This is a genomic window from Herbidospora galbida, from assembly GCF_005233835.1.
GTDB lineage: Bacteria > Actinomycetota > Actinomycetes > Streptosporangiales > Streptosporangiaceae > Herbidospora > Herbidospora galbida.
In genome coordinates this window covers 1-15,605 of record NZ_SZQA01000025.1, presented here as the reverse complement: position 1 = coordinate 15,605, position 15,605 = coordinate 1, and the positions used below count along the sequence as shown (strand labels likewise).

14 protein-coding genes are annotated in these 15,605 nt (G+C 72.7%); 10 read left to right on the top strand and 4 right to left on the bottom strand.

Annotated elements, in window-relative coordinates; all coding sequences use genetic code 11:
• The first annotated feature begins 83 nt into the window (after nucleotides 1-83).
• Together FDA94_RS39405 and FDA94_RS24155 are read left to right on the top strand one after the other, a co-directional pair.
• A complete protein-coding gene (locus tag FDA94_RS39405; protein ID WP_170991094.1) occupies nucleotides 84-308 on the top strand; it encodes a hypothetical protein in 225 nt (74 codons plus the stop codon).
• 68 nt (nucleotides 309-376) lie between these two features.
• Complete coding sequence (locus tag FDA94_RS24155) at nucleotides 377-2,206, top strand: glycoside hydrolase family 15 protein (protein WP_137249365.1); 1,830 nt, start codon at nucleotides 377-379, stop codon at nucleotides 2,204-2,206.
• Between the two features lie 126 nt (nucleotides 2,207-2,332).
• On the opposite strand, the gene FDA94_RS24150 is transcribed toward FDA94_RS24155, so the two are convergent.
• The gene (locus FDA94_RS24150) at nucleotides 2,333-2,725 is read right to left on the bottom strand and encodes an ester cyclase (protein ID WP_137249364.1); all 393 of its coding nucleotides are present in this window, start codon (nucleotides 2,723-2,725) and stop codon (nucleotides 2,333-2,335) included.
• A 121-nt stretch (nucleotides 2,726-2,846) separates the two neighbouring features.
• Here FDA94_RS24150 and FDA94_RS24145 point away from each other — a divergent pair, with 121 nt between their 5' ends.
• Nucleotides 2,847-3,446: a TetR/AcrR family transcriptional regulator gene (locus FDA94_RS24145; protein WP_137249363.1), complete on the top strand. Its 600-nt coding sequence runs from the start codon at nucleotides 2,847-2,849 to the stop codon at nucleotides 3,444-3,446.
• Between the two features lie 320 nt (nucleotides 3,447-3,766).
• Here the strand turns inward: FDA94_RS24145 and FDA94_RS24140 are convergent, their stop codons facing one another.
• Nucleotides 3,767-4,243 carry an Asp23/Gls24 family envelope stress response protein gene (locus FDA94_RS24140; protein ID WP_137249362.1) on the bottom strand — a complete coding sequence of 159 codons (477 nt, stop codon included), beginning with the start codon at nucleotides 4,241-4,243 and terminating at the stop codon, nucleotides 3,767-3,769.
• A 110-nt stretch (nucleotides 4,244-4,353) separates the two neighbouring features.
• Between FDA94_RS24140 and FDA94_RS24135 the strand changes: the two genes are divergently transcribed.
• The 5 genes from FDA94_RS24135 (at nucleotide 4,354) to FDA94_RS24115 (ending at nucleotide 11,314) form a co-directional block, all read left to right on the top strand.
• Nucleotides 4,354-4,881 carry an HIT family protein gene (locus tag FDA94_RS24135; protein WP_246060130.1) on the top strand — a complete coding sequence of 176 codons (528 nt, stop codon included), beginning with the start codon at nucleotides 4,354-4,356 and terminating at the stop codon, nucleotides 4,879-4,881.
• 69 nt (nucleotides 4,882-4,950) lie between these two features.
• Entirely contained in the window at nucleotides 4,951-6,642 is a 1,692-nt protein-coding gene (locus tag FDA94_RS24130; RefSeq protein ID WP_246060129.1) for an ATP-binding protein, read from the top strand.
• A 30-nt stretch (nucleotides 6,643-6,672) separates the two neighbouring features.
• Nucleotides 6,673-7,821 carry a metallophosphoesterase family protein gene (locus FDA94_RS24125; protein ID WP_137249359.1) on the top strand — a complete coding sequence of 383 codons (1,149 nt, stop codon included), beginning with the start codon at nucleotides 6,673-6,675 and terminating at the stop codon, nucleotides 7,819-7,821.
• Nucleotides 7,821-10,361 (top strand): AAA family ATPase, encoded by a 2,541-nt coding sequence (locus tag FDA94_RS24120; RefSeq protein ID WP_137249358.1) that lies wholly within the window; start codon nucleotides 7,821-7,823, stop codon nucleotides 10,359-10,361. Before FDA94_RS24125 ends, FDA94_RS24120 begins: the two co-directional genes overlap by 1 nt.
• Nucleotides 10,358-11,314 carry a hypothetical protein gene (locus FDA94_RS24115; RefSeq protein WP_137249357.1) on the top strand — a complete coding sequence of 319 codons (957 nt, stop codon included), beginning with the start codon at nucleotides 10,358-10,360 and terminating at the stop codon, nucleotides 11,312-11,314. The genes FDA94_RS24120 and FDA94_RS24115 overlap by 4 nt, the downstream gene beginning before the upstream one ends.
• On the opposite strand, the gene FDA94_RS24110 is transcribed toward FDA94_RS24115, so the two are convergent.
• Entirely contained in the window at nucleotides 11,258-13,363 is a 2,106-nt protein-coding gene (locus FDA94_RS24110) for a hypothetical protein (protein WP_137249356.1), read from the bottom strand. The two genes, FDA94_RS24115 and FDA94_RS24110, sit on opposite strands and share 57 nt — an antisense overlap.
• A gap of 101 nt (nucleotides 13,364-13,464) precedes the next feature.
• On the opposite strand from FDA94_RS24110, the gene FDA94_RS24105 reads away from it, so the two are divergent.
• On the top strand, nucleotides 13,465-14,379 hold the full coding sequence (locus FDA94_RS24105) for a TIGR03619 family F420-dependent LLM class oxidoreductase (RefSeq protein WP_137249355.1): 915 nt from the start codon (nucleotides 13,465-13,467) through the stop codon (nucleotides 14,377-14,379).
• Nucleotides 14,380-14,440: 61 nt separating this feature from the next.
• Here FDA94_RS24105 and FDA94_RS24100 read toward each other — a convergent pair whose 3' ends face one another.
• Nucleotides 14,441-14,827, bottom strand: a complete 387-nt coding sequence (locus FDA94_RS24100) for a BlaI/MecI/CopY family transcriptional regulator (RefSeq protein WP_137249354.1) — start codon at nucleotides 14,825-14,827, stop codon at nucleotides 14,441-14,443.
• A 65-nt stretch (nucleotides 14,828-14,892) separates the two neighbouring features.
• Here FDA94_RS24100 and FDA94_RS24095 point away from each other — a divergent pair.
• Nucleotides 14,893-15,605: M48 family metalloprotease (locus tag FDA94_RS24095; RefSeq protein WP_137249353.1), on the top strand; the 713-nt coding region annotated here is incomplete at its 3' end.

The following is a 15,605-nucleotide window of genomic DNA, read 5'->3' as shown; positions in this document are numbered from 1 at the left end:
GGGGGCCGCGGCGCCTGCGTGAGCGGGCTACGCCATGGGCGCCGCTCTATGGGGTCCCGTCGGCGACACCGGCGAATGTGGCTGTGATCGGCGCCGTCTGCGCGCCTCGAAAGCACGCCGAAGAACAAACCGGGGCAGCGATGAAAGCGTCGGCCGGCTGCGCATGGAACGGCTGCTGCGCGTCCAAGCACATGCCCACCCACCCGTTCCGCCTCGACGGGATGGAGGGCGGCTTCGAGGTCTCGGACAAGAACGTCGAGGACATGGTGGTCGAGGACATGGTGAAGGTGCTGATCACCGTCTCGTGACGGAAGCTACGTCCGCCCGCCCGGAGCTTCCCTCCGCCGGCGGACGTCAGTACGGAGGAGAACCAGGCATGCTCGATCTCGATCCACCCTTCCGCCCGGTGCACCGCCGGGAGGGCTACCTGCCCCTAGAGGACCTGGGCCTCATCGGCGACGGCACGACGGCGGCGCTGGTCGGCGTGGACGGTTCGATCCCATGGCTGTGCCTGCCCCGCTTCGACAGCGACCCTCTGCTGTGCGGCCTGCTGGATCACGAACGCGGCGGTCACTTCACGCTCACCGTGGACGACCTGCGCGAGGCCCGGCAGTTCTACGAGCCGGACACCGCGGTGCTGGTGACCGAGCTGCGCGGTCCGACCGGCCTGGTCCGGATCACCGACGGGCTGGCCCTGCGTGCCGGCGCCGACCTCAGCGACGACGCGGGCGGCGGCCGGGACGAGCTGATCCGGTCCGCGGTCGTGCAAGCCGGGACCGTGCGCTTGCGGGCGGAGCTGGAGCCGCGCGGCGGCGGGCAGGCCAGGGCCCTGTGCAGCGGTCTGGAGGTGCTCGTCTCCCGGCGGCCCGACCTGCGGCTACATCTGCGTTCCAGCCGCCCGCTGACCGGCCTGCGCACCGCGCACGACCTTCAGGAGGGCGACCGCCTCGATCTAGTGCTGTCCTGGGGCCGCCTCCACCGCCATCACCGGTTCGACCCCGAGGCGATGCTGCGGCAGACCACCGAGGCCTGGCGGCGCTGGATGCGCAAGTGCAGCTACCGCGGCCCGCAGGAAGCGCTGGTCCGGCGCTCGGTGATCACGTTGAAGCTGTGCGACGACTGGGGCAACGGCTCGCTGGTCGCGGCGCCCACCTCGTCCTTGCCCGCGCCGATCGGCGGGGTGCGCAACTGGGACTACCGCTACACCTGGATCCGCGACGCCGCGTACGCCGTGTTCGCGTTCCGCCGCGTGGGCTTCGAGGAGGAGGCCGACGCCTTCCTCGGCTGGGTCCTGGACGCCTTCGAGCAGAGCCGCCATCCGCGGATCATGTACACCCTTCGCGGCGACCCCGTACCCCAGGAGATCCATGACGGCGGCCTGGAAGGCTACCGGCGGTCGGCGCCGGTGCGGTGGGGCAACGGCGCCGCCGACCAGCGCCAGCACGACGTCTACGGCGAGGTGCTGGACTGCGCCGATCAGTGGCTGCTCCGCGGCCGCGAACTCCAGCCGGCGCTGTGGTCCGGTCTGGCGGAGCTGGCCGAGGCCGCCGCGCAGACGTGGCGGCAGCCGGATCAGGGCATCTGGGAGGTACGCAGCGAAGGCCGGGTCTTCACCTATTCGGCCGGGATGTGTCAGGTGGCCCTGGACCGGGCCGCGGCCATCGGCGAGCGGCTCGGCCTGTCCGGGCCGAACACCGGCTGGCGGGCCACCGCCGAGAAGCTGCGCCGGCTCATCCTCGAGCAGTCCTGGGACGAGGAGGCTCAATGCCTGAGCGAGCACCTCGACGGCGGCGGCGGTCTGGACGCCAGCTTGCTCGCGCTGCCGCTGCGCAAGGTCATCCCGGCCGGCCATCCACGCATGGCCGCCACCACTGCGGCCATCGCCGAACGTCTGTCGGCCGGTGACGGCCTGCTCTACCGGTACCTGCACGAAGAATCCCCCGACGGCCTGCCCGGCGACGAGGGTGCCTTCCTGTTGTGCAGCTTCTGGCTGGTCGACAACCTGATCCTGCAGGGCCATCGAGAACGGGCTGAGGATCTGTACACGTCGCTGTGCGCCCGCGCGAGCCCGGTCGGGCTGATGCCCGAGCAGATCGACCCGTCCACGGGAGCATTCACCGGCAACTTCCCGCAGGCGTTCAGCCACATCGGGATCATCGCCAGCGGCGTCAATCTCGCCAGGGCGGAAGCAGGAACCACGGCCTGATCAAGGCCGCCTGGCCGGTCTGGAGGTCGTGCCGGATCGCGGCGGGGGTGAGGCGGATCCTTCGCCGCTGATCAGTGGCAGGAGCCCCGAACCCAGCGAAAGGTGGTCGACAACGGCTGGCGGTGGTCATGCGGTCAGCTGCCGGAGCATCTCGGCGGAGTCGTGCAGGTTTGTCATCTGGGTGAACCGGCCGTCCTGGACCTTGTAGATGGCGTACTCGACGATCTCGAACGAGGCGCCGGTGGGCGGGACGCCGAGCCATTCCTTCGCCGGGGTGCCGGTGTTGATGGCGCGGACGGCGATGCCGTCCCGGTCGAACAGCAGTTCATCGACGTCCCAGCGGATGTCCGGGACGGCGTCGGCGATCCCCTTCAGGACCGTGACGACGTCCTCGCGGGTGGCGGGCTGACCGCCGAGCAGTACCTGGTCGTTGATGAACTCGTCCATGCGGTCGAACTCGTGGGCGTTGAGCGCCTCGGCGTAGCGCATGTACCAGTCACGCAGATCACTCTCGGACATGGCGATTCTCTTCTCTCGTGCCGCAAGAAGCGGTGAAGTGCAGAAATATACGCACCAATCGGTGCCGAACAGGACAGTACCAGTTCGGCACCGAACGGTGTCAAACCGGTAGGATGGCGACATGCGCGCGTCACAGATCGGCCGCCCCCGGGCATTCGACGCCGAGGCGGCGCTCGAGAAGGCGATGACGGTCTTCTGGGCGCAGGGCTACGAAGGTGCCAGCCTCACCGACCTGACCGAAGCCATGGGCATCTCCCGCAAGAGCCTGTACGCGGCCTACGGCAACAAGGAGGACCTCTTCCGCAAGGCATTGCGGCGCTACGAAGAAGGCCCCGGCGCCTACGTCGCCGAAGCGCTGCGGGAACCCACTGCCCGCGAGGTCGCCGCGGCCTTCCTCGCCGGCGCCGCCCGCTCCGGCACCATGCCCGGACTCCCCGCCGGCTGCCTGGGCGTCCAGGGCGCACTGGCCGCCGGCGGGACCGGACGGACCGCCCGCGACATCCTGGCCGAGTGGCGCGCCCACGGCCAGGCACTGCTCCGGGACAGGTTCCGGCAGGCCGTCCAGACGGGCGATCTGCCCGACAGCGCCGACCCGGAGAAAATCGCTCGCTATGTCATGACGATCGCGAACGGCATCGCCGTACAGGCAGCCGGCGGCGCGGCATGCGAGGACCTGCAACAGGTGGCCGACGCAACGTTGCGGAACTGGCCACCCGCCTGACGCCACAGGCCGCGAAGCACGTCCTGCCCCGCGAGCCGGCTTTGGTGACGTTCACCTGTGCGAGTTCCGCGAGAGCCTCGGCGGATCACGTTTCCGCCTGCAGCGACCCAGCGCACGGACCGTCGAAGGCGTCGCTGTCCGCGTCGCACGACGGGTCCGGGTACTCGCTGCCGTGATCTGGCGCACTTCCGGACCGGCCAGGCGGCCTTACCGCTCACTGACCGCCCATGACCACTGACAGTGTCCGGAAAAGACTCGTCCAGGTTCCCCGGACACGCGAGACCGGGCCCCGCGGGGAGCCCGGTCGGGGTGAGTTCCGTTCAGGCGGCGGCTTCGTCGGCCTTGCCCTCGCCCGGGAGGCGCACGTCGTCGACTGTCACGTTGACCTCGACGACCTCCATGCCGAGCATCTGGGCGACCGACGTGGCCACGCTCGACTGGACCTCGGCGGCGACCTCCATCACGACGTGGCCGTAGAGGATGACGATCGTGATGTCGATGGCGACCATGCCGTCCTGGATCTCGGCCCGCACGCCCTGGTTGGCGCGCTTGGAGCCGAACCCGATGCGGTCGCGGACCGACTCGAACGCGCGGGCCAGGTCGCCGCCCAGGTCGGCCACGCCGGGGACCTGCATGGCGGCCAGGGCGGTCACCTTCTCGACGACCTCGTCGGCGACGGTGATCTTGCCTTTCAGGCCCGCGACGGAGATCTGGGGAGCGGGGGAGCTCTCCTCGGCGGCGGGGGCTTCTTCCTCGGAGGGGGTCTCGTTCTGGTGCTCGTACGCGACGTCGGTCACACGATCATCTCCTCAGGTCAGCAGGATTCTGCCGGAAGATCGAAGGGTTTGTCCGGCGTTAGGCCCGGTCGGCGGGGGTCGCGTGAGCCGGCCCCCCTATGCTGGCCGACATGACAGACGTGCCCGACGCATTCGGACGGCTCTGGACGCCGCACCGGATGGCGTACATCAAGGGGGAGAACAAGCCGACCGGGCCGGGCGCCGGTGACGGGTGCCCGTTCTGCGAGATCCCGAAGATGGACGACGCCGACGGGCTCATCGTGGCCCGGGGCGAGGTCGTGTACGCCGTACTGAACCTCTATCCGTACAACTCCGGCCATCTGATGGTCTGTCCCTACCGGCACGTGCCCGACTACACCGACCTCGACGCCGCCGAGACGGCCGAACTGGCCGAGTTCACCCAGAAGGCGCTCGTCACGCTGCGGGAGGCGAGCGGGGCGCAGGGGTTCAACGTCGGGATGAACCTCGGGCACGTCGCGGGGGCCGGCATCGCCGCCCATCTCCACCAGCACGTCGTGCCCCGCTGGGGCGGCGACACCAACTTCATGCCGATCGTCGGGCAGACGCGCGTCCTACCACAGTTGCTCCGAGACACCCGCGAGTTGCTCGCGCGGGCATGGCCCGAGAAAACGTCGTAAGGCTGCACTACCCTGCCTCGGGTGACGGATGGGTTCGCTGGTGCCCCTGCCGGGGAGGCCGTCGGCCGTGTGCTGGGCACACAGTCGGCCTCGCCCCTGTCGTTCTGGATCGGCCTGGAGCCGGGGAAGGTCGTGCAGCTCGACGAAGTGGTGGTGACGCGGCGCGAGGTGCCGGGCCACGGGCCGGTGCTGGTCGCCGGGGTGGTCACCCACGTCGAGGCCCGGCACGAGGGGGCCGCCTACGACTCCGACGTGTTCCTGATCTCCGAGGGGTCGCTGCCGGCGGCCGTCGTCGAGGTCGCTGAGGTGCGGGTCACCCGGGTCGAGCCCGAGGTGTTCGTGCCGCCGCTGCCGGGGGCGCCGGCGTTCCGGGCCAAGGGGGCCGACCGCGACCAGGCGCTCTACTTCGACGTGATGGAGCGCCGGGTGCCCATGGGCCTCGGCCGCGACGGCGAACCGGCCTACCTCAACTTCGACTTCCTCGACGGCACCCGCGGCGCGCACGTGTCGATCTCCGGGGTGTCCGGCGTGGCGACCAAGACCTCGTTCGCGACGTTCCTGCTCTATTCGGTGTTCAACTCCGGCGTGCTGGGGCCCGAGGCGGCCAACACCAAGGCGCTGATCTTCTCCGTCAAGGGTGAGGACCTGCTGTTCCTCGACCACGCCAACACCCGCGTCGACGACACCGCCCGCGCCGCCTACGCCACGCTCGGGCTGCCCGCCCAGCCGTTCAGGAGCGTCCACGTGTTCGCGCCGCCGAGGCCCGGCGACGTCCACGGCGTGCCCCACGTCACGGCCCGCACCAAGGGCGTCAGCTCCTTCTACTGGACGCTGGCCGAGTTCTGCGACGCCGAGCTCCTCCGCTACGTCTTCGCCGACGCCGACGACGAGAAGGCGCAGTACAGCCTGCTGATCGGCCAGGTGGCGGCGAAGCTGAAGGTGCTGGCCGAGCCGCTGGGCGACTCGGGCGCGGTCAAGGTCGACGACGTCGAGTGCCGCACCTACCCCCAGCTGGTCGACCTGATCGACGAACGGCTGGCCGACGAGTCGAGCCGGGCCTCCTGGACCGGCTTCCCGGCGTCGCTGGGCACGGTCAACGCGTTCCTGCGGCGGCTGCGCAGCTCGATAAGGTCGCTCACCCCGATCGTGCGGGGCGACCTGCCGGCCGGGCGGGCCCACTCGATCGGCGTCTCCGACGCCCAGGTCACCATCGTCGACCTGCACAACCTGCCCGAACGCGCCCAGCGGTTCGTGGTGGGCGTGGTGCTGCGCGGCGAGTTCGCCCGCAAGGAGCTGTCGGGTTCGGCCCGGCCGCTGCTGTTCGTGGTCCTGGACGAGCTCAACAAGTACGCCCCCCGCGACGGCGACTCCCCGATCAAGGAGATCCTGCTCGACGTCGCCGAGCGCGGCCGCTCGCTCGGCGTCATCCTCATCGGGGCCCAGCAGACCGCCTCCGAGGTGGAGCGGCGCATCGTCGCCAACTGCGCCGTCCGCATCGCCGGGCGGCTCGACCCCGCCGAGGCCACCCGCTCGGAATACGGCTGGCTGACCGGCACCGCCCGCGACCGCGCCACCATCGCCAAACCGGGCACCATGTTCGCGGTCCAGCCGGAGATCCCCGTACCGCTGGCCGTGAACTTCCCGTTCCCCGCCTGGGCCACCCGGCCGTCGGAGGCCGGCGCGGCCCCCGCGTCCCCGGCCCTTCAGAGAGATCCGTTCGCGGGGCTGCCCGCGCCTGAAGACGACATTCCCCCGTTCTGAAGCGAATCTGCCTGCAAGAAGAAGGGCGCGATGAAGATCCTGCACACGGCCGACTGGCACGTCGGCAAGGTCCTCAAGGGCCGGGGGCGGCACGACGAGCACCGCGCCGTGCTCTGGGAGCTGGTCGGCGTGGCCCGGCGCGAAGACGTCGACCTGGTGCTGGTCGCCGGTGACCTGTTCGACACCTCCGCGCCCACGCCCGAGTCGCAGGGCCTGGTCGTCAACGCGCTGATGCAGTTGCGCGAGGGCGGCCGCGAGGTGGTCGTGCTGGCCGGCAACCACGACAACGCGCAGCTCCTGGAGGTCTACCGGCCGGTGCTGGGGGCGCTGGGCATCCACGTCTCAGGGCTGTTCCGGCGGCCCGACCAGGGCGGGCTGATCGAGTTCACCGCCCGGACCGGCGAACCGGTGAAGTGCGCGGTGCTGCCGTTCCTGTCCCACCGCCACGTGGTGCGGGCCGCCGAGCTGATCACCGAGACCGCCGCCGAGCACAACCGCAGCTACGCCGACCGCTTCGGCCGCCTGGCCGAGGCGCTGACCTCCGGCTTCACCGGCGACACCGTCAACCTGGTGACCACCCACGGCACCCTCCCCGGCGGGAAGATGGGCGGCGGCGAACGCCAGGCCCAGACGATCTTCTCCTACTACTTCGAGTCGACCGCGTTCCCCCCCACCGCCCAGTACGCCGCGCTGGGCCACCTCCACCGGCGGCAGCAGATGCCGGGGGCGTGCCCGATCTGGTACAGCGGCTCGCCCATCGCCGTCGACTTCGGCGAGGAGAAGAACCAGCCGGGCGTGCTGATCGTCGAGGTCGAGCCCGGCGTACCGGCGAAGGTGCGCGAGGTGGCCCTGGAGAAGGCCAAGACGCTGACCACGGTCACCGGCAGTCTCGACCGGCTGGAGGCGATGGCCGCCGACCTGGGCGACGCCTGGCTCCGGGTGGTCGTGGCCGAGAAGCCCCGGGCGGGGCTGGCCGACACGGTCAGGGAACTCCTCCCGGGCGCCCTCCAGGTCGACCTGCATCCCGACTTCCGGCCCGCGAGCGTGCGCAGACGCCAGGCGACCGGCGCGGGGAGGGGCCCGCGCGACCTGGTCCGCGAATACCTGGCCGCGTCGGGCAAGGACGTCGAAGCACTGGGGGCCCTGTTCGACCGGCTGCACGACGAGGTGACCGGCTGATGCGCCCCCTCCGGCTGCACATGGAGAACTTCGGCAGCTTCCGGGCCGCCACCGACGTCGACTTCGCCGAGGTCGACTACTTCGCGCTGGTCGGCGCGACCGGGGCCGGCAAGAGCACCGTCATCGACGCCATCTGCTTCGCCCTCTACGGCAGCGTGCCCCGGTGGGGCAAGGAGAACGTCGTCGCCTACGCGCTGGCCCCCTCCGCCGCCTCCGGCAAGGTCGCCCTGGTCTTCGAGGTCTCCGGCCGCCGCTACGCCGCCGTCCGCACCCTGCTGCGCGACGCCAAGGGGACGGTCCGCACCAAGGAGGCCCGGCTCGACCTGCTCGACCCGTCGGTCCCGGCCGACTCCGACCTGGTCGAGCTGACCGCGACCTCCCGGCCGGTGGCCGAAGGCGAACAGGTCGCCGCCGAGGTCGCCCAGGTCACCGGCCTGGAATACAAGTTCTTCACCCAGTGCGTGGTGCTGCCCCAGGGCCGCTTCGCCGAGTTCCTGCACGCCACCCCGAGCGACCGCCAGGACCTGCTCGTGCAGCTCCTCGACGCCGACGTCTACGAGCAGGTCCGCAAGGCCGCCGTCGCCGAGGAGACCAAGCAGAACCAGGCCGCCGAGTTCGCCAGGGGCGAGCTGTCCCGCCTGCACGACGCCGACGAGCAGGCCGAGGAGACCGCCCGCGAGCGCGCCGCCGCCCTGCGCGCGCTGTCGGAGCGGGTAGGCGCCGACCTGGAGGAACTCCGGGCCCTCGACGAGGCGGCCAAGACGGCCGACGCCGAACGGGTGACGGTGCTCCGCGCGCTGGCCCAGCTGGGCGCCCTCGCGCTGCCCGGTGAGGTGCCCGGCCTGGCCGAATCGGCCCGCCGCGCCACCGAACGGGCCGAGGCGGCGGTGCTCGAACAGGCCCGCCTCGACGCGTTGGAGGAAGAGGCGGAGACCGACCTGGAGGCCCTGGGCAACCAGACCGCCCTGAGGCGAGAGCTCGCCGACCTCGCCGACCGCACCCGCCGCACCGCCGAAGCCGAAGCGGCCCGGAAGGAGGCCGACACCGTCACCGTCCAGCTGGCGGAGGCCGCCGAGTCGCTGGCCGCGGCCTTCCGCGACTACGAGGAGGCCGACCGCCACCTCACGAAGACCAGGATCGCCCACACGGCCGCCGACCTGGCGCGCACGCTCACCCCGGGCGACCCCTGCCCGGTCTGCCACCAGCTCGTCACCGTCCTCCCCATCGGCCCGAGACCGACCGACGTGCCCGCGAGTCAGCAGGCCCGCGCCGGCGGGTCCGACCCGCACGGCGCTGACGTGCCCGCCGGCTCTGGCGGGCCCGAGCCGCGCGGCCCCCACGGCCATGTCGTCTCCGCGGCCGAGGAGCTGGCCGCTGCGGAACGCCGGTTGGCCGCGATTCGGGAGAAGGGGCAGCAGGCCCGCACCCGGCACGACGGTCTCGCCGCCAAGGCCGAGCTCCTCACCGCCCGGGCCCGTGAGCTGGCCACGGCCGCTCCGCCCGACCTCGAGAGGGTCGCCGCTATCGAGGAGCTCCTTGTCGCGATCGACCGGGCCGCCGGGAAGGTGGGAGACATCCGGCGCGACGCCCGGGAGGCCCGCCGCCACGCCGCACAGGCCGCCCGCGCGGTCGACGAGGCCCGACGCAAGGCAGAGCAGGCCTGGCGGGATCTCAACGCGGCCCGTGACACCGTCGCCGCCTTCGGGCCGCCGCCACTCGACCCCGGTGACGTCCACGCCGCCTGGACCGCCCTGCTGGCCTGGCGTGACGGCGCCGCCGAGGTCCGTCGGCGGGAGGCCGAGGCCGCCGAAGCCGGGTTCGAGAGGGCCCGGGGGAGCGCGCAGGAGGCCCGCCGGGTGCTGGCCGAGCGCATCGCCGAGCACGGCGTCGCGGTGAAGGCGGGCGACCGGATGGCCGAGCAGGTCGCCCGCGCCGCCGCGCAGGCCGACGAGAGGCTCGCCCGGGTCAGGGAGGCGCGGGAGCGCGCCGCCGACCTGGCCGAGCGCGTCGCCGGTCACGAGGGGGAGGCCAGGGTCGCCCACGAGCTGGCTCTGCTGCTGCGGGCCAACCAGTTCGAGCGCTGGCTCTGCGCCGAGGCGCTCGAACTGCTCGTCGCGGCCGCCTCGGAGACCCTGAAGGATCTGTCCGACGGTCAGTACGAGCTCGTGCTCGGCAGCAGGGGCGACATCGAGGTCGTCGACTACGCCGAGGCGGGGCTGCGCCGCAGCGCCCGCACCCTGTCGGGCGGAGAGACCTTCCAGGCCTCCCTCGCCCTCGCGCTGGCGCTGTCCGACCAGGTCGCGGGGCTCGCGGCGGCCGCCGCCCGGAGCCTCGACTCGATCTTCCTGGACGAGGGGTTCGGCACCCTCGACCCCGCCACGCTCGACACGGTGGCCGCGACCCTCGAGAAGCTCGCCTCCGGCCACGAACGCATGATCGGCGTCGTCACCCACGTTCCGGCCCTGGCCGACCGGGTTCCGGTCCGGTACGAGGTCGCCCGCGACGCCTCCGGCTCCCACGTCAGAAAGGTGGTTCGGTGACCACCACGTACCACGCCCCCGGGTTCAGCGTCGATCCCTGGGACCCCGGCTACGGCGCGAGCCTGGCCTTCGAGGCCGAGATGGAGGGCAGCAGCGCCGCCCTCACCCTCGACGTCGAGATCCCCGTCCTGCAGTGGCGGCCGATCACCCCCGGCGCGACGACGAAACGGCCCGAGACGCTGCTGATCGCCGACGGCGTGCGCCGGATCGACGCCCGGGTCTGGGTCGACGACCCCGAGGGCGGCATGCCCGCGCCCGGCATCGCGGCCTCCTACGCCGCCGGGATCGTGCGGTGCGGCGAGGGGGCCGAACCCGTCGCGGTCGAGGTCAAGAGAGGGGTGTTCAGCCCGGCCAAGGGCGTGGCCGACCTGGTGGCGGGGCCGGTGACGTACACCTCCCACGAGGTGACCGGCGACGACGACGGGTCACTGGCGCTCCAGCAGAAACTGACCGAGCTCGAAGTCGACCTGGCCCTGAGATACCGCGCGCAGACCGGGCACGACGAGCTGCTGGTGGTCGACGGGCCGCTGCGGGGGCGCACCCACCTGCCCAACGCGGTCGGCTACGTGAAGACCCACCACACGTCCTACCTGCCGCCGGCCCAGTCGGCCGTGGTGTCCGACCTGAAGCCGGGCCAGCGGACCCCGGTCTTCTTCATGGGCACGAACTGGAGCCGCTACGCCTGGTACCTGCGGCTGCCCACGATCTCGACGGCCCCGTGGGCCGGGATCGCCCGCTGCGAGGCGGGCGCCGACCTGTCGGCCGAAGACGCCGCCGAGCTCGCCGACCGGGTCACGGTCGCGCTGCCGCCGATGGCGGGGGTCGACTACAAAGACCCGAGGGCGCCGCAGAACCTGGTCCCGATCGGCGGGCTGGAGAAGCTGCTGCGCCACCGGCTAGGCGACGCGCGGCTGCTTTACCGCGCCCTCCGCACGGCTGCCGTCGCCGGGTGAGGCCCCGTCGAGCTGGATGGCCCTGATCCCGGCGCTCAGCACCAGCGGCACCGCCAGGGCCAGCGCCATCGACAGCACGGCCGCGCCCGAGTCGTTCACCAGCATGCCGACGCCGCCGCTGACCAGCGCGCCGAGCAGGCCCGCCTTCAGCATGGGCGCCCGCTCGAACGCCACCGGCAGCACCCCGGCCGTCGCCGCGCCCGGCCGCAGCACCGCGAACACCAGGAACGCCACGGCGGCGATGACGACGGGCATCAGGTTGGGGCTGAGCAGGGTGCCCAGCATGGCGTCGAGCTTGCGCGCGATGACCGGCCAGAACGTGCCGTCGAAGATCTGCCCGACGAACCGCCCGAGGTGGGTCTGCGACCCGGGCGGGCGCCGGTAGTCGAGGTAGGCGATCGACAGCACGATCACGCCGCCGGCCACGCAGAACAGGCCGAGCTTCCAGATCGACACCCGCCGCCCCGCGACGATGAGCGCGGCGACCGCGATGCCGGGCACGAACGCGATCACGCCGCCGAAGTCGCTGCCGACCCCCGGCCAGCCGCCGAGGATCATCGCGAACACCCCCAGCGCGGCGATCAGGCCGACCGCGAGGGGCCGGCGGCCGTGCCGGACCAGCGTGTCGGCGACCGCCGTGGCGACCAGCAGCACCGCCGTGGCCAGCAGCGCGAACGGGATGTTGCCCAGGCCGTAGTAGCGGGCCCCGACCACGCCCGTGTAGCCCATGACGCTGTTGAGCTGCAGGTGCGTACCGGAGAGAAGGTCGCCGAGCAGCGCGGCGGCGGTGACGCCCGCCACGACGATGAGCGGCGCGAGGATGTTCTCCGGCTTGGTGAGCCGGGCCGCCCGCAGGGCGAGCACGGTGAGCACGACGTCGCAGGCGACCAGCCCGCCGATCAGGGTGAGCGTCGGGGCGGGGCCGGCCTCCCAGGGCGTGAGGTTGATCAGGTAGGTCGACACCGGGATCGAGGCCAGCGCGACGGCGGCCACCCTGACCAGGCCCAGTGCCGACCGGCGGCGCAGCAGCAGGAACGCCGCCCCGTAGAAGAGCACCTGCAGCACGGCCAGCGTGGTGAAGAAGATCCCGCCCATGTTCCGGATCGTCTGCCCGGCCGTGTCGGCGTTCCTGAGCCGGTCGACGGCCTCGTCGAGCGGGATCGGCGCACCCGCCTTCAGCGGCTGCCCGATGACGGTCGGCGGGATGGCGGCGGCCTGCCCTGCGGCGCTGAACAGGGTCGCGGTCAGGTCGGGCAGGATGATCATGTCGTCGCGGTGGGTCGAGCCCGAGCCGAGCAGGCTGGTGCCGGTCGTGCCGGGCGCGCGCATCATCGCCACCCGCAGGTGGGGCACCGACCCGTGGTCGGCCAGCCCCGCGACCAGCACGGTCGCCGTGGCGGGCAGCTGGGCCAGCACCGCGCCCACCTGGGCGTCGGCCTGCCGGACCGCCGCCGTCCGATCGGCCGCGGCGACCGCCTCGGGCTCGGGGGAGACCTTGCCGTCGGCGCCGACGTAGGGCCGGATCAGCGTGTCGACGTCGACCGCGATCACCGGCGCCGACCAGTCGGCGACCTCCTCGACCGTGGCGTGGTAGCGGCCGACGGCGCCCTGCCGGTCGGACAGCGCCAGCACCCCGCCGGGACCGACCGCCATCGTGCCGGGCAGCGTGCCGACCGAGCCCGCGGTGGGCACCCCGGCGACCGAGGCGAACCAGCCGAACTCGTGGAGCCGGTTGGTGCCCTCGACCGGCAGGGGCGGCAGCCCGCACCGGCGGCCGACGGCCGACCTGACCCCGGCCGAGACCGTCAGCCATCCGTCGTAGGGACAGGTGATCGTGCCGACCGCCTTGACCGACAGCGACCCGACGGCGCTCTCACCGGCCAGCCGCCACAGGTTGGGGGTGTCACTTTCGGTGACGTCGCTCCACATCAGGCCGGGCACCCCGATGAGCGCCACCTGCCCGGGGCCTTCGGCGCGGGCCGCCGCCGGCGCCCCCCACACGATCGCGACCAGCATGGCCGTGACCATCCCCGCAGCCCACCGCCGCACGGTGTCCCCCTCTGTCGACGCCACCAGGCACACGGCACCGTAGGGGGTCGGCGTGCGCCGCGTCCAGCGTCAACGGCGAGTGATCGTGGAAGGTTCTCGATATGCGACTAGGACTCGGACTGCCGACTCTCGGACACCTCGCCTCACCCGGCTTCATCGCCTCGGCAGCCCGGCGGGCCGAGGAGCTCGGCTATCACTCTCTGTGGGCGGGCGAGCGCCTGCTCGACCCGGTCAAGCCGCGCAGCCGCTATCCGGGGACGCGCGACGGCGGCCTTCCGCAGACCATGAAGATCGCCTACGACCCCCTCACGACGCTGGCCTTCGCCGCCGCCGTGACCACGCGGATCACCCTGGGCACGAGCGTGCTGTGCATGCTGCTGCACAACCCGGTCGTGCTGGCCAAGCAACTGGCCACGCTCGACGCGCTGAGCGGCGGCCGGTTGCGCCCCGGCCTGGGCCAGGGCTGGTCGCTCGACGAGATCGAGGCGGCCGGGAACACCCCCGACGGCCAGGGGCGGCGCAGCGAGGAGTTCGTCACGGTGCTCCGGGGGTTGTGGGGCGCGGGGACGACGGCGTACACGGGGGAGTTCTTCACCGTCCCCGAGACGGCCTTCGAACCGAAGCCGGCCGCCCCGCGCATCTATCTGGGCGTGTACGCCCCCCGCGCGGTCGAACGGGCCGGCCGGCTGGCCGACGGGTGGCTGCCGGGCGGGTTGCCGCTCGACATGCTGCTGCCCCTGCGGGAGACCCTGTTCACGAGCGCCCGCGAGGCGGGCCGGCCGGAGCCGGAGGTGGTGGTGCGGGCCAACGTCCGCTTCACCGAGCACCGGCGGCGGCCCTTCCAGGGCACCTGGGAGCAGATCGGGGCCGACCTGGCGGCCTACCGCGACGCGGGGATCGACGAGGTCTTCCTCGACTTCGTCCTCGACGACGCGACCCTCACGGAGGAGGGGTTCGTCGAGCGGATGGAGATCGCGGCGCGGCTGTGGGACGTCACCGGAAACTCCCTCGGCTGAGCCAGGGCGCCGACCGGCTTGAACCGCGCCGTCACCAAGCAGCCGGTTCTGAGACGATTCATTACTCGGTGGCGTCGTCGAGGAGGCGGCGCAGGAGTTGTTCGTCCTCGGCGGCCAGGTCGTCGACGAAGCGCCGGAGCACGCCCGAGCGGTCGGGCTCGGCCTGCAGCAGGGCGGTCATCCGCTGGGCGACCAGGTCGGCCGGGTCGACCAGAGCGCCGTAGCGGTGGGAGCGGCCCTCGCGGCGGCGGGTCACGGCCTGTTTCTTGTGCAGGCGGATCAGGGTGGTGACCACGGCGCTGTAGGACAGGCCGCCGTCCGGGGCGACCAGGTCCCTGACCTGGCCGGGGGTGAGCGAGCGGCCCGCCTCGCGCAGGGCCGTCAGGATCGCGGCCTCCAGCCCGCCGGGCGGGCGGCGCCCGTCGCGGTCACCGGGGTCCGTGTTCATCGGGGCACACCCTATATCGGGACGTTCCGGATCTCGTGGCAGGCTGATGGCCGGGAGGTGCCCGGATGTTCGATCACTTCGTGGTCTCGGTGGTGGTCGTGCCGCCGCTGGCGGTGCTCGTCGCCGCGCTCGTGGCGGGCCGGCTCGCCCCGGCGCTGGCCGCGCGGGTGCTGGCCTGGTCGGCCGTGGCGGTCGCGGTGGCCGGGACGGCGAACCTGCTGGTGTTCGCCCTCCACGCGCTCGCCGAGGTCCCGTCGGTGGCCCACCTGATGGGGTGGTCCGAGCGCGTCGTCCGGGCCGACGTCGCCGAGGTGCCGTGGGTGTCGTGGGGGTCGGCGCCGCTGCTGGCGGCGGTGGTCGCCGCGGTGGCGTGGACGCACCGGCGGCACCGCCGTGACCTGCGCGCCGGGCGGCTGTTCCCGCGTCCCCACGGTGACGTCCTGCTGGTCGACGACCCCGCCGTGACGGCCTTCGCGGTCCCCGGCCGGCCGGGCTGGGTGGTGGTCACCAGCGGCATGCGCGCCGCGCTGACCGACCGGCAGTACGCCGCCCTGCTGGCCCACGAACGCGCCCATCTCGACGGCGCGCACCACCGCCTGGTGCGGCTCGCGGAACTGGCCGGAGCCGCGCATCCGGCGCTGCGCTGGGTGAGCGCCCAGGTCGGCTTCCTGGTGGAGCGGGCGGCCGACGAGCGGGCGGCGGCCGAGGTGGGCGACCGGCGGCTGGTGGCGCAGGCGGTCGGCCAGGCCGCGCTGGTGGCGGCGGGCCGGCCGGGGCT